General features: G+C 66.6%; 20 protein-coding genes and 1 other RNA gene. 3 read left to right on the forward strand and 18 right to left on the reverse strand.

The window, feature by feature from the left end; translation table 11 throughout:
- Positions 1–16: 16 nt before the first annotated feature.
- A complete protein-coding gene (locus tag KV397_RS09280) occupies positions 17–586 on the forward strand; it encodes a hypothetical protein (RefSeq protein WP_134353595.1) in 570 nt (189 codons plus the stop codon).
- Positions 587–594: 8 nt separating this feature from the next.
- Here KV397_RS09280 and KV397_RS09285 read toward each other — a convergent pair whose 3' ends face one another.
- Both KV397_RS09285 and ssrA read right to left on the reverse strand, forming a co-directional pair.
- Complete coding sequence (locus KV397_RS09285) at positions 595–3,465, reverse strand: HAD-IC family P-type ATPase (protein WP_261811135.1); 2,871 nt, start codon at positions 3,463–3,465, stop codon at positions 595–597.
- 156 nt (positions 3,466–3,621) lie between these two features.
- Positions 3,622–3,991: a transfer-messenger RNA gene (gene ssrA / locus KV397_RS09290) on the reverse strand.
- A 140-nt stretch (positions 3,992–4,131) separates the two neighbouring features.
- Here ssrA and KV397_RS09295 point away from each other — a divergent pair.
- Entirely contained in the window at positions 4,132–4,797 is a 666-nt protein-coding gene (locus KV397_RS09295) for an SIMPL domain-containing protein (RefSeq protein WP_131490878.1), read from the forward strand.
- A gap of 6 nt (positions 4,798–4,803) precedes the next feature.
- Here the strand turns inward: KV397_RS09295 and hflX are convergent, their stop codons facing one another.
- Positions 4,804–6,315: a GTPase HflX gene (gene hflX, locus KV397_RS09300; RefSeq protein ID WP_261811136.1), complete on the reverse strand. Its 1,512-nt coding sequence runs from the start codon at positions 6,313–6,315 to the stop codon at positions 4,804–4,806.
- Positions 6,316–6,382: 67 nt separating this feature from the next.
- Here hflX and KV397_RS09305 point away from each other — a divergent pair, with 67 nt between their 5' ends.
- Positions 6,383–7,030, forward strand: a complete 648-nt coding sequence (locus KV397_RS09305) for a class I SAM-dependent methyltransferase (RefSeq protein WP_047519272.1) — start codon at positions 6,383–6,385, stop codon at positions 7,028–7,030.
- Positions 7,031–7,055: 25 nt separating this feature from the next.
- On the opposite strand, the gene dapF is transcribed toward KV397_RS09305, so the two are convergent.
- The 15 genes from dapF to dapA all read right to left on the reverse strand — a co-directional run bounded on the left by dapF (position 7,056) and on the right by dapA (position 21,504).
- Positions 7,056–7,928 (reverse strand): diaminopimelate epimerase, encoded by an 873-nt coding sequence (gene dapF, locus KV397_RS09310; RefSeq protein WP_261811137.1) that lies wholly within the window; start codon positions 7,926–7,928, stop codon positions 7,056–7,058.
- A gap of 22 nt (positions 7,929–7,950) precedes the next feature.
- On the reverse strand, positions 7,951–8,409 hold the full coding sequence (locus KV397_RS09315) for a GNAT family acetyltransferase (RefSeq protein WP_131491093.1): 459 nt from the start codon (positions 8,407–8,409) through the stop codon (positions 7,951–7,953).
- A 2-nt stretch (positions 8,410–8,411) separates the two neighbouring features.
- Entirely contained in the window at positions 8,412–8,939 is a 528-nt protein-coding gene (locus tag KV397_RS09320) for a dihydrofolate reductase family protein (RefSeq protein WP_261811138.1), read from the reverse strand.
- 42 nt (positions 8,940–8,981) lie between these two features.
- A complete protein-coding gene (gene miaA, locus KV397_RS09325; RefSeq protein ID WP_131490875.1) occupies positions 8,982–9,908 on the reverse strand; it encodes a tRNA (adenosine(37)-N6)-dimethylallyltransferase MiaA in 927 nt (308 codons plus the stop codon).
- Positions 9,905–11,452, reverse strand: a complete 1,548-nt coding sequence (miaB, locus tag KV397_RS09330) for a tRNA (N6-isopentenyl adenosine(37)-C2)-methylthiotransferase MiaB (RefSeq protein ID WP_261811139.1) — start codon at positions 11,450–11,452, stop codon at positions 9,905–9,907. The genes miaA and miaB overlap by 4 nt, the downstream gene beginning before the upstream one ends.
- 49 nt (positions 11,453–11,501) lie before the next feature.
- Positions 11,502–12,365, reverse strand: a complete 864-nt coding sequence (locus tag KV397_RS09335) for a regulatory protein RecX (RefSeq protein WP_261811140.1) — start codon at positions 12,363–12,365, stop codon at positions 11,502–11,504.
- The gene (recA, locus tag KV397_RS09340; protein WP_047519284.1) at positions 12,365–13,414 is read right to left on the reverse strand and encodes a recombinase RecA; all 1,050 of its coding nucleotides are present in this window, start codon (positions 13,412–13,414) and stop codon (positions 12,365–12,367) included. The genes KV397_RS09335 and recA overlap by 1 nt, the downstream gene beginning before the upstream one ends.
- A 268-nt stretch (positions 13,415–13,682) precedes the next feature.
- Positions 13,683–13,982, reverse strand: a complete 300-nt coding sequence (locus tag KV397_RS09345) for a DUF3046 domain-containing protein (protein ID WP_372492639.1) — start codon at positions 13,980–13,982, stop codon at positions 13,683–13,685.
- Complete coding sequence (locus KV397_RS09350; protein WP_017830901.1) at positions 13,927–14,235, reverse strand: helix-turn-helix domain-containing protein; 309 nt, start codon at positions 14,233–14,235, stop codon at positions 13,927–13,929. Before KV397_RS09350 ends, KV397_RS09345 begins: the two co-directional genes overlap by 56 nt.
- Positions 14,236–14,376: 141 nt before the next feature.
- Positions 14,377–14,865, reverse strand: a complete 489-nt coding sequence (locus KV397_RS09355; RefSeq protein WP_131490872.1) for a CinA family protein — start codon at positions 14,863–14,865, stop codon at positions 14,377–14,379.
- A complete protein-coding gene (pgsA, locus tag KV397_RS09360) occupies positions 14,862–15,440 on the reverse strand; it encodes a CDP-diacylglycerol--glycerol-3-phosphate 3-phosphatidyltransferase (RefSeq protein WP_047519289.1) in 579 nt (192 codons plus the stop codon). Before pgsA ends, KV397_RS09355 begins: the two co-directional genes overlap by 4 nt.
- A complete protein-coding gene (locus tag KV397_RS09365) occupies positions 15,440–18,154 on the reverse strand; it encodes a DNA translocase FtsK (RefSeq protein WP_261811141.1) in 2,715 nt (904 codons plus the stop codon). Before KV397_RS09365 ends, pgsA begins: the two co-directional genes overlap by 1 nt.
- 74 nt (positions 18,155–18,228) lie before the next feature.
- Positions 18,229–18,723 carry a GNAT family N-acetyltransferase gene (locus tag KV397_RS09370; RefSeq protein ID WP_131490870.1) on the reverse strand — a complete coding sequence of 165 codons (495 nt, stop codon included), beginning with the start codon at positions 18,721–18,723 and terminating at the stop codon, positions 18,229–18,231.
- A gap of 73 nt (positions 18,724–18,796) precedes the next feature.
- Positions 18,797–20,473 carry a ribonuclease J gene (locus KV397_RS09375; RefSeq protein WP_261811142.1) on the reverse strand — a complete coding sequence of 559 codons (1,677 nt, stop codon included), beginning with the start codon at positions 20,471–20,473 and terminating at the stop codon, positions 18,797–18,799.
- A 53-nt stretch (positions 20,474–20,526) separates the two neighbouring features.
- On the reverse strand, positions 20,527–21,504 hold the full coding sequence (gene dapA / locus KV397_RS09380; RefSeq protein WP_261811143.1) for a 4-hydroxy-tetrahydrodipicolinate synthase: 978 nt from the start codon (positions 21,502–21,504) through the stop codon (positions 20,527–20,529).
- Positions 21,505–21,516: the final 12 nt, after the last annotated feature.

Here is a 21,516-nt window from a genome sequence, read left to right on the forward strand (position 1 = left end):
ACGAAAGGGGCCCGCGATGAAGACGCGCATCATGTCCGCCACCGCGGGCGTCGTGCTGCTCATCGCTGCTCTGACCGCGTGCGCGGCACCGGAGGCCTCGCCGGCCACGCCCACTCCGGATCGAGTGACCCCGAGTCCCGTGGCGACTCCCGAGCCGGCAGCATCGACGGCGCCCGAGCCTCCTGCCGAGGAGCTCACGTGCGAGTCCATGATCTCGGCGGGGACGGTCACCGCTCTCACGGACGCCGGATGGACCGCACAGTCCAAAGAGTTCGTCGTGGGCGGCGTCGAACTCACCGAAGGCCTGCTGTGCTTCTGGGCCGACTACAGCGTCGGTTCCGATCACGGTCAGCTCTACGGCTGGTCGCCGACGACATCCGAAGAAGCCGCCGACGCGCAGGCCGGTCTCCTCGCCGAAGGGTGGAAGCGTGAGGACGACGCCGCGGGCGTCTACTTCACCGAGGACCCTCAGTACTCGATGGGAACCGATGCGGACGGGTATGGGATGACCTACCTGTTCGGCGACGGATGGGTGAAGTTCGCCGACACCAGGCAGGGCCTGATCCTCGTCGAGTGGACGGGCTGAAGACGTCGCTACGGCCGCGCGGCGCCCATCGAGCTCTCTCTGATGCGTCCGAATCCCCGCGCGACCGGGGGTGACCACATCAGCGTGATGAGGGTCGCAGCCACCAGCACCGTCACCGCCGCACCCCAGTCCCACCGCTCGCCGAAGACGATGACGACGGCGTTGAGCGCGATGGCGACCCCGAGGAAGATCGTGAGCATGAGCCGCGAGAGTCCACTGCCACGACGTATTCCGGCAGCGACCGCGAGCACCAGAAGGCCGAACAAGGCGATCGCCGCACCGGCGAGGGAGAACGCCGACGTGCTCACATCCGGGTCGTAGCGACCGAGGAAGACGAGGATGCCGAAGCCCGTCGCGAGGACACCGAACGCATACGCGAGCACCACGACCACCGTCGTGATGATGCCCGCAACGACGCGAGCCGGAGGGGTCGTCGCCGTCGATGGCCGCGCGCCGACCCGCGTGGTCGCGGCCGTCTTCGGGCTCAGGACGAGGCGACGGTGAAGCAGACGCACCACCTCTATCGCGGCGACCATCACGATCATGATACCCGTGAGCGCGATGGCGAGGTCTTCACCCGGGTCGACCAGCACGAAGAACTCTCGGGCGAGCGGGATGGTGAAGACCGCGATCAGCAGGACGAACATCGCCCCCACGACGATCACCTTGAACCGGTTGAGCGGACGTGCGAGCACCGCCAAGATCCAGATCCCGACCACTGCGAGGATCACGGTGGCCCCCGTCCGCAGCTGTTCCTCGTGGACTCCGAGGCCTCGCGCGACGAACGTGTACCAGGTCAGGCCCAGGGCGACGACGACTCCCGAAGGGATCGCGAAGCTCAGCGAACGTCGCAGGAACCCCGGCACGTACCGGGCCGCGTTGGGCATGAGGGCGAGGAAGAAGGCGGGAATGCCGATCGTCAGGCCATCGGTGATCGACAGTTGGCGCGGCAGGAAGGGGAACTCGAGCACGAGCACCCCGAACATGATCGCGAGCAGTGTCGCGTACACGGTCTTGTTCAGGAAGAGCATCGACACGCGTTCGATGTTCGCGATCACCTGACGCCCTTCCGCGACGACATCGGGCAGGTGCGAGAACTGTCCGTCGAGGAGGACGAGCCTGGCGACCGCCTTGGTGGCGGGCGATCCGGAGTTCATGGCGATGCCGATGTCCGCAGCCTTGATCGCCAGGGCGTCGTTGACGCCGTCGCCCGTCATCGCGACCGTGTGCCCGTGGCTCTGCAACGCGGTGACCATGCGCTTCTTCTGCTCGGGGGTGACGCGTCCGAAGACCGCGTGCCGATCGAGGACGTCGGCGAGTTCGGCATCGCCTTCCGGCAGCCGCCGTGCGTCGTAGCCCTCCGCGACGTCGAGGCCGACTTCACGGGCGATCGCAGCCACCGTGCGCGGGTTGTCGCCGGAGATGATCCGGATGCCGACCTCCTGGCGTGTGAAGTACTCGAGGGTCTGGGCCGCGTCGGGCCTGACCTGCTCTCGGAAAGTGAGGACGAGGACGGCCGTCAGCTCACTCGGAAGCTGCTCGGACTCGATGTCCGCCTCGGACAGCGGAGTCTCCGAACGACCGAGGACCAGAGTGCGCCGACCGGTCTCGGCGAGGGTGGTGACCATGCGTCCGAGTTCGGTCGCGTCCGACGTCGCCGCGTCTCCGAAGACCATCTCGGGTGCCCCCATCACCCAGGCCCCGGGGATCTCCGAGAACGTCACCGCGCTCCACTTGCGCGCCGAGGAGAACGGAACGTAGCCGCGCACGACGAGAGGCTGCGTGACCGGATACGCCGTGGCCATCGATCGCGCCGTCGCGTTCGCATCCGGCGAGGCGGCGAACCAGGACAGGACCGCCGCGGCGGTGCCGGAGAGCTCCGTCGTGCTTCCGGCGAGGGGATGCGCCACGTCGAAACCGATCTCCCCGACCGTCAGGGTGCCGGTCTTGTCGAGGCACACGACATCGACGCGCGCGAGGCCCTCGACGGCGGGGAGCTCATTGACCAGCACCTGTCGACGCGCGAGTCTCGATGCCCCGACGGCGAAGGCGATGCTCGTCATCAGCACCAGGCCGAGCGGGATCATCGCAGTCAGCGCCGCGATCGTGTTCACGACCGCCTGCACCCATGCGCCGCTCGAGAACACCGTGGCGTATCCTCCACCGACGATGATCTGAGCGTTCAGCACCAGCAGCCCGACCGGGCCGATCACCCAGCTCACCCATTTCAGAACGCGGTCGACCGAAGCGCGGAGCTCGCTCGAGACGAGGGAGAAGCGCTTGGCCTCGCCGGCGAAGCGGTTCGCGTACGAGTCCGCCCCCACTCGGGTCGCCTGAGCAGTCCCTTCGCCGCCGACGACGACAGCACCCGAGAGAGCATCGTCGCCCGGTTGCTTCTCCACCGGATCCGACTCGCCCGTGAGCATCGACTCGTCGATCTGGAGTCCATGCGACGTGAGGATGCGGGCATCAGCCGGCACCTGTTCGCCGGCGCGCAGGATGAGCACATCGTCCAGGACCACTTCGCCGGGTGCGACCTCGGCTTGCACGCCCTCTCGGAGCACCAATGCTCGTGGCGCATTCATCAGCGCGAGGCGGTCGAGCGCGGACTTCGCGCGGAACTCCTGCACGCATCCGATGATCGCGTTCGCGAAGGCAGCGAGTCCGAACAGCGCATCCTGCCAGCGCCCCACGAGGAACAGCACGAGGAAACAGGCGAAGACGATGCCGTTGAAGAGCGTGAACACATTCGCCCGCACGATGCTCCACGCGCTTCGGCTCGTGTCCGCCGAGAACGCGTTCGTCTTCCCGGACGCGACACGCTCTGCGACCTCCGTGCGCGTCAGACCGTTCGTGTCGGTTTCGGTCGTCGACTCCACAGACCTCAATATAGGCCCCTGTAAAGGGGGCCCGTCGGATGGCTTTTGTTCTCCCCGGCCCCGACCGCGCTGGCGGATGAGAAGCCGGACACACAGCGAAGCCCGCCTCCCTCGTGGCTACGAGGGAGGCGGGCTTCAATTCCTGTGACAACGACGTGGTGGAGCTGGGGGGAATCGAACCCCCGTCCAACGCTGAGTCTCCACGCCTTCTCCGGGCGCAGTCTGTGAAGACGTTCTGCTCGGCTCCGACCTTTGTCACAGACACCTAAGTCGACGAGCCCAGCCTGGGAAGAGTCCCACGTGACGTCCAGACGCCATCACGCAGCAAGATTCCTAGATGACGCCAGGATCCGTATCGGAATCACATACGGCCTGACGGACTATCGGGCTCGCTTATGCAGCGAGGGCGAAGTCGTTGCGCTTGGTTTCGGCAACTATTTTTTTGCAGAGAGCGTTTACGAGATAACTCTGCATCCTCGGCCCGCTTCTCGTGGATTCACAGGCGCTGTCGAAACCGATCAGCCCCGTGGTCCTTCTCTCGAAGGAGCCGTTGTCACACTATGGAATTGCCAACCCGGATGACGAACACCCGAGCATCTCAGACTACAACGTTCGACGGCTCTCCGCCATTCCGCAGGGCGTGATGAGCTGGCGTAGAGTCGGCCCATGAGTGAAGTCACCGTCACCGTCCGCGGCGAGCACGAGAGGCGCGTCGCACCGGAGAGAGCAACCATCCGCGTGAGCGTCCGCAGCGAGGGGCCGGAGCGGACGGTCGTCCTCGAACATGTGATGCGACTGGCCGACCCTGTGCGAACCAGCATCACCGAGCGAGCCGACGCGGGCAGCATCGTGGACTGGACCAGCACTCGTCTCTCGGTGCGTGCGGAGCGGCCGTGGAGCAACGACGGCAAGCGCCTCGCACCCGTGTTCTACGCCAGCGTCGACTTCACCGCGACCTTCGCGGAAGCTCCCGAGCTTTCGATCTGGACCTCCGACATCTCGCCGTGGGACGGCGTCGAGGTGGGCGGGGTCGAGTGGCATCTGACCCCCGAAACCCGGACGCAGGTCGAACAAGAGGTCGCTGCGGAAGCTGTCGGCGTCGCCGTCACACGGGCTCAGGCGTACGCCGGGGCGCTCGGACTGGAGCAGGTCACCCCCATCGAGATCGCCGACGCGGGCTTGATCTCGAAGGCTCAGGGCTCCGCAGAGGCGCCGCTGATGAAGGCGCGCGGAGGTATCGCTTTCGCTGCCGACGCCGGCCCCGTGATGGAGTACGAACCGGACGAGATCGTCATCTCGGCGACCGTCGAGGCCCGCTTCCTCGCCCGCTGACCCGGATCACTCCGGCGTCGCGAAGGGAGCGAGCTCCGCCGCGAGCCGCTCGGACACCCGAGCATGAACGGCGGTTCCCTCCTCCCGATGATCCACGGCGAGCAACATCCCGGACTCGTGGATCGCGGCGACCAGGTCGCCGCGATCGTAGGGGATCACCGCGTGGACCTCGACTGCCGGCTTCGGGAGTGCGTCCTCGATGGCGGCACGCAGCTCCGCGATTCCCTCGCCGGACCGTGAAGACACGAAGTGCGCCTGCGGCTGAAGTCCGCGAAGCACCAGACGCTCGTCCTCGTCGATCAGATCCGCCTTGTTGAAGACCACGATCTCGGGCAGATCCCGTGCCCCGACATCACCGAGCACGTCGCGCACGGTCTGAAGCTGACCTGCCGGGTCGGGGTGCGAGCCGTCGACGACGTGGAGCACGACGTCGGCTTCGCCGACCTCTTCCAGCGTCGAACGGAAGGCCTCGACGAGCTGATGCGGCAGGTCACGGACGAATCCGACGGTGTCGGTCAACGTGTACACGCGTCCGTCCTCCGTCTCGGATCGGCGCACCGTGGCATCGAGCGTCGCGAACAGCGCGTTCTCGACCAGCACCCCGGCGCTCGTGAGCGCATTGAGCAGACTCGACTTGCCGGCGTTCGTGTACCCCGCGATCGCGACCGACGGAATCGCGTTGCGCTTGCGCTCGGCGCGCTTCGCCTCACGAGCCGGGCCGAAGTCTCGGATCTGGCGCCGCAGCAGAGCCATCTTGGTCCGGATCCGCCGACGGTCGAGTTCGATCTTGGTCTCACCGGGACCGCGCGAGCCCATGCCCGCGCCGCCGGCACCCACCTGCCCACCGGCCTGACGACTCATCGAGTCACCCCATCCGCGCAGACGCGGAAGCAGGTATTCCAGCTGCGCGAGCTCGACCTGGGCCTTGCCCTCACGGCTCTTCGCGTGCTGGCTGAAGATGTCGAGGATCACCGTGGTGCGGTCGATGACCTTGACCTTGACGACGTCTTCGAGTGCACGACGCTGGCTCGGCGCGAGCTCCGTGTCGGCGATCACGGTGTCAGCGCCCACGGCGGCGACGATGTCTTTGAGTTCCTGCGCCTTGCCGCGACCGAGATACGTGGCGGCATCGGGATGCGGCCGGCGCTGAAGCACGCCATCGAGCACCACGGCACCGGCGGTCTCCGCCAACGCCGCGAGTTCACGGAGAGAGTTCTCCGCGTCCTCCTGCGCGCCCTGCGGGTACACACCGACGAGGACGACGTTCTCCAGACGCAGCTGCCGGTACTCGACCTCGGTGACGTCCTCGAGTTCTGTCGAAAGCCCGCCGACGCGACGAAGCGCGTGACGGTCTTCGAGGTCCCACTGCGCACCATCGGTGCTGCCGTGGGAGGCCGTCGATTCATCCTGCAGCGCCTGTGCTGCGCCGAACACGTGCACGTCGGAACGCTTCTCTGCGCCCGCGAGTACGCGATCGACGGTGTGGTCGTCGGTGGAGGGGGTGGTGGTCTCCGTCATCCGTTCCTTGTCTCTGGGTTCGTAGCAAGCCTTAACCTTAGCCCGCGCTGTCCGGTACGCTCGCCCTATGGGGTCCGATCACTACTTCACTGCGGCCCCGGCAAGCCCCGAGAACCTTCGTAAGATCCGCGTATCGCTCGCAGGTCGAGAGCTCGAACTCACCACCGCCGGTGGTGTCTTCAGCCCGGATCGTCTCGACGCCGGCACTGCAGTGCTCCTCGCCAACACGCCTCCGGTTCCTCCGGGCGGCGACCTTCTCGACCTCGGGAGCGGTTGGGGTCCTGTCACGATCTCGATGGCCCTCGCCTCTCCCCATGCGACAGTGTGGGCCGTCGACGTGAATGAGCGCGCCCTGGATCTCGTCCGCCGCAACGCGGCTGCTCTCGGGCTCACCAATGTCAACGCATCTCTGCCCGACGATGTTCCCGCGCACGTGTCGTTCCGCACGATCCGCTCGAACCCGCCCATCCGCGTCGGCAAGAACGAGCTCCACGGGCTGTTGGAACGGTGGATCCCGCGACTCGACGAGCGCAGCGACGCGTGGCTCGTGGTGCAGCGGAACCTCGGGGCCGACTCGCTGCAACGCTGGATCGGCGCGACGTTCCATCCGGGCTACAGCGTCTTCCGGACCGCCACCGGCAAGGGGTACCGGATCCTGAAGGTCCGTAAGCACGGCACGCCCCCGACGGAGCCGATCGCACTCTCCGAGTTGTGACCGTCGCCGTCGTCTTGGACGACGGTCAGACGAGGTCGACCTCGCCCTGGAACACCAGCTGGGCCGGGCCTGAGAGCGCGACGTGCTCCCCGTCCTCGGCCGGGAACATGCGTACGCCGAGGGTGCCGCCCGGCACTTCCACCTGCCAGTTGTTCGGCGCCTTCTCCCCCGCCCAGTAGCGCACGGCCAGCGCTGTCGCGGCGACGCCGGTACCGCAGCTGAGGGTCTCGCCCACACCCCGCTCATGGACGCGCATGCTCACGTGCCCGACGCCATCGCGCACGAGCGGCTCCCCTGGCACGACGAACTCGACGTTCGCCCCCTCGGGAAGCGAAGGATCGAGATCAGGTGCGCGGTGCAGCTCGAGGCCGGCGAGCTCGGCTTCCGAGGCGAGCGCCACGACGACGTGCGGATTGCCGACATCGATCCCGAGGCCGGGACGCGTGACGGGGAGCCCGTCGACACGCACGAGCGGGTCGTCGCCCGAGAGCTTCCAGCGGCCGAGGTCGACCTGGTATCCGGTCGCGCTTCGAGTCACGTCGCGCACACCGGCCCGCGTAGCGATGGGCAGGGTGGATCCGGGCTCGATGGTCGCGAGACCGGAGCGAACCAGGTAGTGCGCGAACACCCGGATGCCGTTGCCGCACATCTCGGCGAGCGAACCGTCGGCGTTCCGGTAGTCCATGAACCACTCGGCAGCAGGTTCCTCCGCCAGCGCGGCCTCGCCATCGGGGATCGCCTCGGATCGGACAACGCGGAGGATGCCGTCCGCACCGATTCCGAAGTGGCGGTCGCAGAGGACGGTGACCTGTTCCACCGTCAGATCGAGTGCCCCGTCAGGGTCAGCGATGATGATGAAGTCGTTGCCCGTGCCGTGCCCTTTGGTGAATGCGACCATGCCCCCAGTCTAGAGAGCGGGGCTAGGCGTCGGAGACGAGACGCTTTCCCGTGTTGGCCACGGTGAACCGCTCGTACCCGAGGGCATCGTAGAAGCCGAGGACGTGTTCATTGCCCTCTCGGACCATCAGTTGCACCTTCGGGCATCCCATCGCTTCGAGCACGCGCTCGGCCTCCGCCACCAGTGCTCGCGCGATTCCGAGGCCACGGTGAGACGCTGCCGTCGCGAGGTAGTAGAGCCACCCTCGATGACCGTCATACCCGGCCATCACCGATCCGATCACCTCGTCGTCCTTCGTCACCGCGACGAGGAACCCTTCGGGCTGCACGGCGAGCTTGCGCTCGATGTCGACACGAGGATCATTCCACGGCCGCGTGAGCCCGGCTTCTTCCCAGAGAGCGACGACGGCGTCCGTATCAACGCGTTCGAACCGACGGACGGCCCAGTCCGCCGCACCGTCGGTCGGCGACTCGTTCGACACGCTCACGTCGACACCACGGAATAGCGTCCACACAGGAAGTTCCGATTGCGCGCGACCTCCAGGAGCTCGAGGTCGAGCCTGCGCGGGAGCAAAGGTGCGCCGGAGCCCAGCGTCACGGGCGCATACTGCACCCAGACCTCGTCCAGCAGCCCCGCATCGGCGAACTGACCCGCGAGGTCTCCCCCGCCGACGATCCAGATGTCCTGATCGCCCGCCGCCGCCGACATCTCGGCATGAATGCTCTGCACGTCCTGCTGGGTCAGCCGCACATCGGCGTTCTCCGGGAGTTCGAGCTCACGGTGGGAGAACACCCAGGTCGGCTGGCTGTATCCCCATCGACCCTCTTCATGTCGCATGACCCACTCGTAGGTCGATGACCCCATGGCCAGGGCGCCGATGTTCTTCTCGAACGCGTTGTACCCCATCGGACCATCGGGATCGACATCCTGCGTCAGCAACCAAACGAGCGAATGCTCGTCTGTCGCGATGAACCCGTCGAGGCTGGAAGCGGTGAAGAAATGGGTGACCATGCCCTCAGCCTCCCACCACTCACCGACATCGAAGGCGGTCGGTCACGACGACGCGGTCTCGGCTCCGAGGAGCGCCTCCGCGTCCGCGGGTGCGGTCCACCACTCCAGCTCCGGGTACCGCTTGAACCACGAGACCTGCCGACGTGCGTAACGGCGGGTCAGGGCTTGCGTCTGAGCGATGGCGGCGGCTTCATTCAGACTCCCGTCGAGCTGGGCGAGAGCCTGCGCATAGCCGATGGCTCGCGGAGCAGTGACACCACGCTCGAGGCCGTGCTCCCGCAGGCCTGCGACCTCTGCGACGAGACCGGCCTCCCACATCCGCTCGACGCGGGCATCGAGGCGAGAAACCAGGTCGGCTCGATCGACGTGCAGGCCGATCACCCGGGTTCGCGGGTGCCACAGCACGGGGCTTTCCGGCAAGGCGGCGCCGTGTGTACTGCTCCCCTGCTCGAGGACTTCGAGGGCTCGGATGACGCGGCGGCTGTTTCGCGGGTCGACCTTCGCCGCCGCCGCAGGATCCTGGGAACGCAGACGCTCGAGCAGTCCGGCGAGGCCTGCGGACTCCAACTCGCGCTCGAGGCGCTCACGGATCGCAGGGTCTCGTGGCGGGAAGTGGAACTCGTAGACGACGCTCGACACGTACAAGCCGGATCCACCCACGAGGATCGCGTCCCCGCCGCGCCGGTGGATCGCACCGATCGCCTCTCGCGCCACCGGCTGATACCAGGCCACCGCCGCTTCGTCGGCGACCTCACGCACGTCGAACAGGTGGTGCGGGATGCCGCGCCGCGCTGCCACGGGCAGCTTCGCGGTTCCGATGTCCATGCCACGGTAAAGCTGCATGGCGTCGGCGTTCACGATCTCGGCCGGGTTGCCCCGAGCACGCAACGCCTCCGCGAGATCGAGCGCAAGCTCGCTCTTCCCGGTGCCGGTCGCCCCGACGATCGCCCAGAGGCGCGGGTCGCTCACACTCCGACGCGCAGCGTGGGAAGGCCGAGCGAGACCGGTCGCGGGCCGCCCTCTGCCGCGGGCGTCGGGACCGCGCAGGACTCGGCCTGCCCGCGATCCCACGCGTCGCCGCCGCGGGTCCGACGGATGCGCAGCGGAGCGCTGGTCGGGTCATCCGCGAGCAGGTGGAACGGTGCGGCATGGGTCACCGTGACCGTCACGACGTCGCCCGGCCGCGGGAGAGCCGAGCCGTCGGTCACCTCGAAATGCACCAGCCGGTTGTCTTCGGCGCGGCCAGTGAGCCGGTGGGTCTCCGCGTCCTTCTTTCCTTCGCCGGTCGAGACCAGCACCTCGACCTCGCGACCGACCTGCTTCTGGTTCTCTTCCAGGGAGATACGCTCCTGCAGGGCGATCAGTCGGTTGTACCGCTCCTGCACGATCTCCTTGGGCACCTGGTCCTCCATCGTGGCGGCAGGAGTGCCCTCGCGGATCGAATACTGGAAGGTGAACGCGGCGGAGAATCGTGCCTGTTCGACGACGCGCAGGGTGTCTTCGAAGTCCTCGTCCGTCTCGCCCGGGAATCCGACGATGATGTCGGTGGTGATCGCCGCGTTCGGGATTCGTTCGCGGACCCGATCGAGGATTCCGAGGAAACGCTCGCTGCGGTACGAACGACGCATGGCTTTGAGGATGCGATCGCTTCCGGACTGGAGCGGCATGTGCAGCTGCGGCATCACGTTCGGCGTCTCGGCCATCGCATCGATCACGTCGTCGGTGAATGCCGCGGGGTGCGGACTGGTGAACCGGATCCGCTCGAGTCCGTCGATCTCGCCCGCCGCGCGGAGAAGCTTGCCGAACGCCTGACGATCGCCGAACTCGACCCCGTAGGAGTTCACGTTCTGCCCGAGCAGAGTGACCTCGATCGCGCCGTCATCCACGAGGAGACGGATCTCGTTCAAGATGTCGCCAGGACGACGATCCTTCTCCTTGCCGCGCAGGCTGGGGACGATGCAGAAGGTGCAGGTGTTGTTGCAGCCCACGGAGATGGATACCCAGCCGCTGTGCGCGGAGTCGCGCTTCGTCGGCAGCGTGGACGGGAAGACCTCGAGCGACTCGAGGATCTCGAGCTCGGCATCACCGTTGTGGCGTGCGCGCTCGAGGAGGCCGGGCAATGAGCCCATGTTGTGGGTTCCGAACACGACGTCGACCCACGGAGCCTTGTCGAGGACGGCCTGCTTGTCCATCTGTGCCAGACACCCGCCCACCGCGATCTGCATGCCGTGCTTGCGTCGCTTCACCGAGGCGAGGTGCCCCAGCGTGCCATACAGCTTGCCGGCGGCGTTGTCTCGCACGGCACAGGTGTTGATGATCACCACATCGGCTTCGGCGCCGTCGAGCGCACGCACATAGCCGGCGCTCTCCAACGAGCCGGAGAGCCGTTCGGAGTCATGCACGTTCATCTGACACCCGAAGGTGCGGACTTCGTAGGATCGCTGTCGCCCGTCGTCGTCGACGGCCGCCGACGACGCACTGATGATCGTCGGTTCACTGCGCGGAATAGTCATGATCAACCCATTGTACGAGCCGATTCCACGCGTGTGCCGCGTCGGGATCTCAGTCCGAGTCGACGAATCGGACGCCCGAGGTCGCCCTGCCGAACGTCGCCTCCTGCAATGCCGTCTTCGCCGCCTTCATCGCTGTCGATCCGTTGTAGCCGCGACGCGAGAGCTGCCCCATCAGACGCCGAAGCGCCGTGTCGTGGTCCAACCGGGCGAGCGAACGAGCCTTGCTCCGAGCGAACTCGAGAGCGCGTTCGTCGTCATCGTCGGGTAGCTCATCGAGCGCGACGTCGATAACCTCGCGCGGGATGCCCCGCTGGGCCAGCGCCCGGGAGAGTGCGACGCGCCCCTGCCCCTTCCGCTCTACTCCCGACGTCACCAGAACCTCGGCGAGAGCGGCATCGTCGAGGTAGCCTCTGCGTCCGAAGTCTTCGATCACCTCGTCGATCGAGGCGCTGTCGAGCTCGTGTCCCCGCAACATCTGACGCGCTTCGGAAACCGACAGCGAGCGGGATCGCAGCTTCCGTACGAGCGACTCCTCGGCCGCGGTACGGGCCTCGTCCGGATCAACCTCGTCGCCACCCGACACCTCGTTGGATGTGTCGAGCGCATGGAGACGGGAGCCGGAGCTCGCCTCGCCTGCTCGCCCGGCTCCCGGTCTCGCAGATGCTCCTCGGGCGGGATGGCGGTCACTGGGCGTGCGCGCATCGGACGTCGTACCGAGCGCGGATCCGCGAGGCGGAGTGTCCCACGTCGATCGCCACGCTCCGGCGTCGTTCGTGTGACCGGGCTCGGCTTCCGAGACGACGTCGCTTCCTGCCGCAGCGCTCCGGCCGGGGTCCCCCTGAGGGCGAGCACCGCCGAAGAGAGGAATGATGGGGGCGATCCGCTCGGAATCGCCCCCACGTGTGTCATTCATCAGGCCGGACGACGCTCGGCGAGCTCGTCAGCGGCGTCAGGAGCGACGAGCTGCGCACCGATACCGAGCTTCTGCTTGATCTGCGTCTCGATCGCGAGAGCGATATCGGGGTTGTTCAGCAGGAACGTACGGGCGTTCTCCTTGCCCTGCCCGAGCTGGTCGCCGTCGTAGGTGTACCACGAGCCCGACTTCTTGACGATGGCATGCTCGACGCCGAAATCGATCAGGCTGCCTTCGCGTGAGATGCCGACGCCGTAGAGGATGTCGAACTCCGCCTGCTTGAAAGGCGGAGCCATCTTGTTCTTCACGACCTTGACCCTGGTGCGGTTACCGACAGCGTCGGTCCCGTCCTTCAACGTCTCGATACGACGGATGTCCATCCGGACGGACGCGTAGAACTTCAATGCCTTACCACCGGCCGTGGTCTCGGGCGAGCCGAAGAAGACACCGATCTTCTCGCGGAGCTGGTTGATGAAGATCATCGTGGTGTTCGTCTGGTTCAGGCCACCGGTCAGCTTGCGAAGCGCCTGCGACATGAGTCGAGCCTGCAGCCCCACATGCGAGTCACCCATCTCTCCCTCGATCTCGGCGCGCGGCACGAGCGCGGCGACGGAGTCGATGACGATCAGGTCGATCGCCCCGGATCGAACGAGCATGTCGGCGATCTCGAGCGCCTGCTCACCGGTGTCGGGCTGCGACACCAGGAGCGCGTCGATGTCGACACCGAGCTTCGCTGCGTAGTCGGGGTCGAGAGCGTGCTCCGCGTCGATGAAGGCCGCGATACCGCCGGCGCGCTGTGCGTTCGCGATCGCATGCAGCGTCAGCGTGGTCTTACCCGAGGACTCCGGTCCGTAGATCTCGACGATTCGACCACGCGGGAGTCCGCCGACGCCGAGGGCGACGTCGAGCGCGATGGAGCCGGTCGGGATGACCGCAACGGGGGCGCGCTCATCACTGCCCAGCCGCATGACCGAGCCCTTTCCGAACTGACGGTCGATCTGGGCGAGGGCGGTCTCGAGGGACTTCTCGCGGTCTGCGGGTGATGGCATGATGTGCTCCTTCTGCGCGCGTGGTGCCGCCTGTAGGCTGTCGCGGCCCTCCCGGTTGGGAGTGACTCTCCGACAAGGCGTATGGCTCTTCGGCTTGTTCTCCACCGTACGAGGGGCCACCGACATCGTCTCGGCAAACTCACGTTCGGTGGACAATCACAGCTCTGAACCACCTGTGCAGAAGACTACGCTCTCTTCGAACGAATATTCGACGACACGCCGCCGATCGCACACCGTGTGCCGTAACCCGCGGACATCTCCGACGGAATCAGTGCCCGCGCGGCTCCAGACGGCCGACACCGTGACGCCGGTTCTCCGGGACGTCCATCTCCACGCACAGTGCGAGCCAGATCTCACGGGGCGGCGTCCCGTCGGCCAACGCCTCGAGCGCCGTGCGACCACGAAGAGCCGAGAGTCCAAGATCGTTCACCAATGACGATGCTCGCGCCTGGAATTCGGTGTCGACCGCGCGCAGAAACTCGCTACGACGCATCGTCACTCCAGCACCCTGCTCAGTGCAACGAGAGCTGAGGCTCGATCGACGCCACGAGGTCGTCCGGAACGACATCCGGGAAGACCTGGATACCCTCGAGAACCGAGATGCGGTCTCCGACCTCGCGCATGATCGTCGAGATGGGCACATCGAGAGCATCGGCGACGGATGCGAGGATCTCGCTCGAGGCTTCCTTCTGCCCACGCTCAACCTCACTGAGGTAGCCGAGCGCAACCGACGCCTTGCTTGCAACCTGCCGGAGCGTGCGCCCCTTCTGCAGGCGGAAGTCCCTCAGCACATCGCCGATTTCCTGTCGTACAAGAATCATCGGAACCTCCTCCCCGTGTGATCGTTCGGGGTCTCCCCCGATAGGACAGCCAGTCTAGTACGCCTGGCCTGCACGAAATCTACCCCTGCACTCTGTGGTTTGAATGTGAGCACATCATTGATAACCCGACCGGGGCGGACACTATTCCGCGACCAGGTCGAGCAGTGCTTCGAGCGCCGCAGCCACCGTCTGCGCCCGGATCGAATCCCGGTCGCCGCGGAAGCGGAATTCTCTCGCCTGCGCTCCGTTCGGCGTCACGATACCGATGTGCACGGTACCGACGGGCTGTCCGTCCGGCGAATCCGGTCCCGCGATGCCGGTGGTGGACACGCCGACATCCGCGGGCCGATCGTCTACGCTCACCACTCGCCGCACACCCCCGGCCATCTCCAGCGCGACCTGGGGGTGCACCGGACCGCGCCGGGCGAGAAGCTCGGCGTCGACGCCGAGCACCGTCGCCTTCACGGAGGTCGCATAGGCCACGACACCGCCGAGGAGAACGGCGGAGGCTCCGGGGACGGAGACGACCTCTGCGCACAGCGCCCCGCCGGTGAGGGACTCCGCCACTCCCAGTGTCCACCCGCGTTCGTCGAGCGCCGACAGAACGGCGGCGGCGCTCGTCTCGCTCATGCCCTCTTCTGCCGCGATCCGCGCACCTGCGCCACGATGTAGTCGATCCCACTCGCCACGGTCAGCAGCAAGACGATGATCATCAGGATGAACGTCACCAGTGTCCATGCTTCGAGACCGATGAGGACGTGCAGGGGAAGCAACGCCCATCCCAGGGCCACACCCTGGAACGCCGTCTTGATCTTGCCCATCCACGCGGCCGCGACCACATGCTCGCTCGCGACCATCAGGCGATGGATGGTGATCCCCCACTCGCGCACGAGAATGATCGCGACGATCCACCAGCTGACCTCGTCGAGGATCGCGAGACCGATGAATCCCGCCCCGGTGAGGAGCTTGTCGGCGATCGGGTCCCAGAGCTTCCCGAAATCGCTGACGATGTCGTACTTGCGAGCGAGGTAGCCGTCGACCCAGTCGGTGGAGATGCCGACGATGAAGATGATCGCAGCGGCCCAGCGCAGTCCGGGCTCAGCCAGGCCGTAGGTTCCTCCGAGCAGCAGCAGGACGAAGAACACGACGGCGAGCGGGATCCGCGCGACCGTGATGGCATTGGGCAGCTGCCGCGGGATGGCCATCAGTCACGCCCCGTCAGGCCCCAGGCGTCTTCGTCGCCCTCGGCCTCCACCTCGGGAAGACCGTCGTACTGGGCCGCGATCGGATCATGGGCCGGAGGCATCGGTGGGACCGGCGGGGCGGCAGGTGCCGTCGGCGCGGCGGAGGCGGCAGGAACGTCCTCGCCGCGCAGCTTCGCCATCACCTGCGGCAGCTGCTCAGCCGTGGCCAGCACGTCCCGCGCCTTCGAACCCTCCGAAGGCCCGACGATCTCGCGGGATTCCAGCAGGTCCATCAGGCGACCGGCCTTCGCGAAACCGACACGCAACTTGCGCTGGAGCATCGACGTCGACCCGAACTGCGACGAAACGATGAGCTCGGCCGCGGCGAGCAACAGCTCCAGATCGTCGCCGATGTCCTCGTCGACCTCTTTCTTCTTGGTCGGCTCCATCGCCTCCTGCACGTCGGCACGATAGTCCGGGCGCGCTTGGCGGGTGACGTGCTTGACGACGGCGTCGATCTCCTTCTCGTCGACCCACGCGCCCTGCAGTCGGAACGGCTTGGAAGAACCCATCGGCGAGAACAGCGCGTCACCCTGACCGATGAGTTTGTCGGCTCCCGGGCTGTCGAGGATGACCCGGCTGTCGGTGACGCTGGTGACCGCGAACGCGAGACGCGACGGCACGTTGGCCTTGATCAGACCGGTGACGACGTCGACGCTCGGACGCTGGGTCGCGAGGACGAGGTGGATACCGGAAGCGCGCGCGAGCTGAGTGATGCGGACGATCGAGTCCTCCACGTCGCGCGGGGCGACCATCATGAGGTCTGCGAGCTCATCCACCACAACCAGGAGGTACGGGTACGGCTTGAGAACGCGTTCACTGCCCACCGGCAGCTCGACCTCACCGGCCCTGACGGCACGGTTGAAGTCATCGATGTGGCGGAAGCCGAACGACGCGAGGTCGTCGTACCGCATGTCCATCTCCTTCACGACCCACTGCAGCGCTTCGGCCGCCTTCTTCGGGTTCGTGATGATGGGCGTGATCAGATGCGGAACGCCGGCATAGCTGGTGAGCTCCACACGCTTCGGGTCGATCAGGACCATGCGCACGTCGGCGGGACGCGCCCGCATGAGCAGACTGGTGATCATGGAGTTCACGAAGCTGGACTTACCGGAGCCGGTCGAGCCGGCGACCAAGAGGTGCGGCATCTTGGCGAGATTCGCGATCACGATGTTGCCGCCGACGTCCTTGCCGACGCCGATCGTCATCGGGTGCGTGCTCTTCTGCGCGGCGGGCGAGCGCAGAACGTCGCCGAGCGCGACCATCTCCTTGTCGGCGTTCGGGATCTCGATCCCGATCGCGCTCTTGCCCGGGATCGGCGAGAGGATGCGGACGTCGTTCGAGGCGACCGCATAGGCGAAGTTGTTGCTCAGCTGCAGGATCTTCTCGACCTTGACGCCGTGCCCGACCTCGACCTCGTACTGCGTGACCGTCGGGCCGCGCGAGAATCCGGTGACCTTCGCGTCGACCTTGAACTGCGACAGCACGCTCGTGATCTGCTCGATCACCTTGTCGGTCGCCTCGGAGCGCATCACGGGCGGCGGCCCTTCGACCAGCAGTCCCGGAGACGGCAGGACGTACGGGGTGACGGGAGCCTGAGGACCACGATCCCCCGGGCCCGCGGTCCCGAATCCGTCCAGGCCGGGGAGCTCGGGGACCTCGCCGGTGTCGGACGCGTCATCCAGCAGCGCTGTGTTCTGCTGCTCGGCGAGGGAATCCGCAACGGAGCGCACGTCCGAGAGAACCTCGGTGGCGGCGTCATAAGGATTCTCGACGACGACCGCCTGGTCGTACGCCGGGGTCGGCTCGGACGTCGTCAGCAGCGCGGTGATGTCGTCGGAACCGAGGGTGCCCTCGTCGGGGTCTTCTTCGCGCCCGGACTTGTTCCGCCGCCACCAGGGCAGCACGTCGGGGTCGTCGACCTTGTCGGCGTCGTCGATCGCCGCATCCTTCGCCGGCTTCTCCGGGCGCTCGGCGTCGAACATCCACGCGTAGAGGTCGCCGAGTCGGGAGCCGATGCGGTTGGGAGGGGTCTTGGTGAGGATCAGGATGCTCAGCGCGGCGAGCAGCGACAGGACGATGTAGGCGGGAATGTCGGTGAGGTAGCTGAGCGGCTGACCGAGCATCCAGCCGAAGAGGCCGCCGGATTCGCTCAGGGCGAGCATTCCCTCCCTGGGCTGAGGACCGTCGCCGGCCACGTGGCAGAAGCCGGCTAGCGTCAGGATGAAGAGCCCGAACCCGATACCGATGCGACCGTTGTCATGCACGGACGACGGGTGGCGGAACAGCCATCCGGCCAGCAGAAGCAGAAGCACGGGCATCACGAAGGCGACGCGTCCGATCAGCCCGCCGACGGAGTACGCGCTGATGTTCGCGGCGACCTCGTTGCCGATGAAGAACCACTCGTTGACCGCTCCGAGGACGGCGAGCACGACCAGGAAGAACGGGAATCCGTCGCGGCGATCGTCTTTCTCGAGCGTCTCCGGCCCGAACGCGCGGAAGAGTCCGCCGACACCGTGTGCCAATCCGACCCAGGCACGGACGACGATCGGAGGCTTCTCGGCCTCGTCGATGTACTTCTTCGGAGCGGGCTGGGCCTTGGGAGCCGTCTGCCGCTTGGGGCGCGACGGTGCGCTGGTCGACGCGCGCTCTGTCTTCGTGGAACTCCTGGCCATGCTCTCACGTTACGTCCAACAGCCGACATCACCGCGTAATGACGCGGCTTTCCGCGGATCCGGGAGGGCATCGACTAGGTGGTGGCACGGACCATCGTGTCGCGCGCTGAGCCCTGCCCCACCACGACGAACCCCTCCGCGCGATAGAGGTTGCGTGCGAAGTTGTCCCGTTCCACGCTCAAGCTGATCCGCGAGTGACCTTGGGACCCCGCGAGCTCCACGACTCCGCGCAACAAGGTGCGCCCGACACCGCGTGCCCGCCACAGCGGATGCACCCCGATGATCAGCTCCGGGACGGCGACACCCACGAAACCGAACCCGGGCGCATTCTGCGGAAGCACGCGATACCAGGCTGCGCCCACGGGCACGTCGTCCTCACCGGTGGCCACCAGTCCGTCGTCGGCCGACCTCTTCCACCCTGCGAGATAGCGCCGGTGCTCAGCCGACGTCAAGACCTCGTGCCGCGGACGCACTCCCCCGGCACGCCAGTTGGCGGCCTCGACGAGCATATCGCCGAGGAACATCGCATCCGTCTGCGCCGCCCTGCGGAGGGAGAAACCCCTGTACATGACGTGAGCCTAGGGCGCCGGTGTTACATCGGGATGACGGTCAGCCGTGAGTGGGGAGACGACTCCCCTGCACTCACGCTTCGATGACGAGCGGCACGATCATCGGACGACGACGCAGCCGCTGGTTGACCCAACGACCGATCGTGCGTCGCACGACCTGCGACAACGCGTGGGTGTCACGGACGCCGTTGCCCGACGCTTCCTTGAGCGCCGCGACGATCTTCGGCGTGACGTCGTCGAACACCGAGTCGTCCTCGGCGACACCGCGCGCGTGGATCTCCGGACCGGAGATGATGCGCCCCGTGCCGGCGTCCACGACGACGATGACGGAGATGAAGCCCTCCTCGCCGAGGATCCGACGATCCTTGAGGTCGGCATCGGTGATCTCGCCGACGGTGGAGCCGTCGACGTACACGAATCCGAGGTCGAGCTGACCGGCGACCTTCGCGACGCCGTCCTTCAGGTCGATCACGGTGCCGTTCGAGGCGATGATCGTGTTCTCCTCTGCGATGCCGGTGTCCTGCGCGAGCTTGGCGTTCGCGATCAGGTGCCGGTACTCCCCGTGCACGGGGAGGACGTTCTTCGGCTTGAGGATGTTGTAGCAATAGATCAGTTCGCCGGCGGCGGCGTGTCCGGAGACATGCACCTTCGCATTCGCCTTGTGGACGACGTTCGCACCGAGCTTGGTGAGTCCGTCGATCACACGGTAGACGGCGTTCTCGTTGCCCGGGATGAGACTGGAGGCGAGGATGACGGTGTCGCCCTCGCTGATCTCGATCGCATGGTCCAGATTCGCCATGCGGCTCAGCACCGCCATGGGCTCACCCTGGGAGCCCGTGGACATGTAGACGATCTGCTCGTCGGGCAGGTCGCGCGCCTTCTTGAAATCGATGAGCACCCCGTCCGGCACCTTCAGATAGCCGAGCTGCTCGGCGATCGTCATGTTGCGAACCATGCTGCGCCCGAGGAAGGCGACACGGCGGCCGTTGGCGTACGCTGCGTCGATCACCTGCTGCGCGCGATGGACGTGGCTGGAGAAGCTCGCGACGATGACACGACGAGGCGCCTTCGCGATCACCTGGTCGAGCACGGGGCCGATCGAGCGCTCCGTCGGCGTGAACCCGGGGACGTCGGCGTTCGTCGAGTCGACGAGGAACAGGTCGACACCCTCTTCGCCGAGGCGCGCGAAAGCCCGGAGATCGGTGATGCGACCGTCCAGCGGCAGCTGATCCATCTTGAAGTCACCGGTGGCGAGGACCATTCCCGCCGGGGTGCGGATCGCCACGGCCAGCGCGTCCGGAATCGAGTGATTCACGGCGACGAACTCGAGGTCGAACGGGCCGACCCGCTCCTGCTGACCTTCCTTCACCGTGAGCGTGAAGGCCTTGATGCGGTGCTCCTTGAGCTTCGCCTCGACCAGTGCAAGGGTGAGGCCCGAACCGATCAGGGGGATGTCGCTCTTGAGCCGGAGCAGATAGGGAACGGCGCCGATGTGGTCTTCGTGGCCGTGCGTGAGCACCACGCCCACGATGTCGTCCAGGCGGTCACGGATGGGCTCGAAGTCCGGAAGGATCAGGTCGACGCCAGGCTGGTGCTCCTCGGGGAAGAGCACACCGCAATCGATGATCAGGATCTTGCCGTCGTACTCGAACATGGTCATGTTGCGACCGATCTCGCCGAGTCCGCCGATCGGGATGACCCGAAGCGTTCCTTCGTCGAGAGCGGTCGGTTCTACCAGGGGAATGGACATGCTGTCTCCTCAGTCGGACACTCCGCGCGTCCGTTCGTTCGTGGCGACGCGACTCAGCGCGTCGTGCCGTGCACCTTCGGCAGGGCACCACCCGCAGCCGCATTGCGGTCGGGTCGGAAGTTCGAGAAGTCCGCACCGGGAACGTTCTGCACGAGGTCGAGCTCATCCTCGATGAGCGCGGCCTCCCATTCCTCGGGGCCGACCAGGGGAAGGCGGACGCGCGGGCTCGAGATGCGACCGAGTCCGTGCAGGATGTACTTCGCCGCGACCGTTCCCGGCACGTGGGTCATCACGGCACGCACGAGCGGCTCCAGGCGCTTGTGCTCCGCGGTCGCCGTGGCGAGGTCACCCGCGTTCACCGCATCGATGATCGTGCGGTACGGGGCCGCCGCGACGTTGGCCGTCACGCCGATGAGGCCCGTGGCAGCGATCGCGAGGTGCGGCAGCACGTTCGCGTCGTCGCCGGAGAAGTACATCAGGTCGGTCTGGTTGAGCACGCGGCTCACCTCGGAGAAGTCGCCCTTGGCGTCCTTCACAGCGAGGATGTTCGGGTGCTTCGCGAGACGCAGAATCGTCTCGTACTTGATCGGCACACCCGTGCGCCCCGGAATGTCGTAGAGGATCACCGGCAGATCGGTCGCGTCGGCGACCAGCCGGAAGTGCGTGAGGATTCCGGCCTGCGTCGGCTTGTTGTAGTAGGGCGTGACGATCATGATGCCGTCGGCGCCGGCCTTCTCGCTGGCCTTGTAGAGCTCGATCGCGTGAGCCGTCTCGTTGGAGCCACCGCCGGTGATGATCTTCGCGCGCCCCGCCGAAACGGACTTGCCGACCTCGACGAGCTTGAGCTTCTCCGGGTCCGTCAGGGTCGAGGTCTCGCCGGTCGTTCCCGTCACGACGATGCCGTCCGCACCTGCGGTGATCACGTCATCGATGTGCTTCTCGACAGCGGGCCAATCGACTTCACCGTCGGCCGTCATCGGAGTGACGAGCGCGACGAGAACCTGTCCGAAAGGGTTGCCCGAGTGCGTCATAAGCCCAGCGTA

The organism is Microbacterium aurugineum (assembly GCF_023101205.1).
GTDB classification, from domain to species: Bacteria; Actinomycetota; Actinomycetes; order Actinomycetales; family Microbacteriaceae; genus Microbacterium; species Microbacterium aurugineum.

Bases quoted from the DNA above. Each gene is read 5' to 3' on its own strand.
- KV397_RS09280 (WP_134353595.1), top strand. From the start codon at position 17: ATGAAGACGCGCATCATGTCCGCCACCGCGGGCGTCGTGCTGCTCATC.
- KV397_RS09295 (WP_131490878.1), top strand. From the start codon at position 4,132: ATGAGTGAAGTCACCGTCACCGTCCGCGGCGAGCACGAGAGGCGCGTC.
- hflX (WP_261811136.1), bottom strand. From the start codon at position 6,315: ATGACGGAGACCACCACCCCCTCCACCGACGACCACACCGTCGATCGC.
- KV397_RS09305 (WP_047519272.1), top strand. From the start codon at position 6,383: ATGGGGTCCGATCACTACTTCACTGCGGCCCCGGCAAGCCCCGAGAAC.
- dapF (WP_261811137.1), bottom strand. From the start codon at position 7,928: ATGGTCGCATTCACCAAAGGGCACGGCACGGGCAACGACTTCATCATC.
- KV397_RS09320 (WP_261811138.1), bottom strand. From the start codon at position 8,939: ATGGTCACCCATTTCTTCACCGCTTCCAGCCTCGACGGGTTCATCGCG.
- miaB (WP_261811139.1), bottom strand. From the start codon at position 11,452: ATGACTATTCCGCGCAGTGAACCGACGATCATCAGTGCGTCGTCGGCG.
- KV397_RS09335 (WP_261811140.1), bottom strand. From the start codon at position 12,365: ATGAATGACACACGTGGGGGCGATTCCGAGCGGATCGCCCCCATCATT.
- recA (WP_047519284.1), bottom strand. From the start codon at position 13,414: ATGCCATCACCCGCAGACCGCGAGAAGTCCCTCGAGACCGCCCTCGCC.
- KV397_RS09345 (WP_372492639.1), bottom strand. From the start codon at position 13,982: ATGTCGTTCCGGACGACCTCGTGGCGTCGATCGAGCCTCAGCTCTCGT.
- KV397_RS09350 (WP_017830901.1), bottom strand. From the start codon at position 14,235: ATGATTCTTGTACGACAGGAAATCGGCGATGTGCTGAGGGACTTCCGC.
- KV397_RS09355 (WP_131490872.1), bottom strand. From the start codon at position 14,865: ATGAGCGAGACGAGCGCCGCCGCCGTTCTGTCGGCGCTCGACGAACGC.
- pgsA (WP_047519289.1), bottom strand. From the start codon at position 15,440: ATGGCCATCCCGCGGCAGCTGCCCAATGCCATCACGGTCGCGCGGATC.
- KV397_RS09365 (WP_261811141.1), bottom strand. From the start codon at position 18,154: ATGGCCAGGAGTTCCACGAAGACAGAGCGCGCGTCGACCAGCGCACCG.
- KV397_RS09370 (WP_131490870.1), bottom strand. From the start codon at position 18,723: ATGTACAGGGGTTTCTCCCTCCGCAGGGCGGCGCAGACGGATGCGATG.
- KV397_RS09375 (WP_261811142.1), bottom strand. From the start codon at position 20,473: ATGTCCATTCCCCTGGTAGAACCGACCGCTCTCGACGAAGGAACGCTT.
- dapA (WP_261811143.1), bottom strand. From the start codon at position 21,504: ATGACGCACTCGGGCAACCCTTTCGGACAGGTTCTCGTCGCGCTCGTC.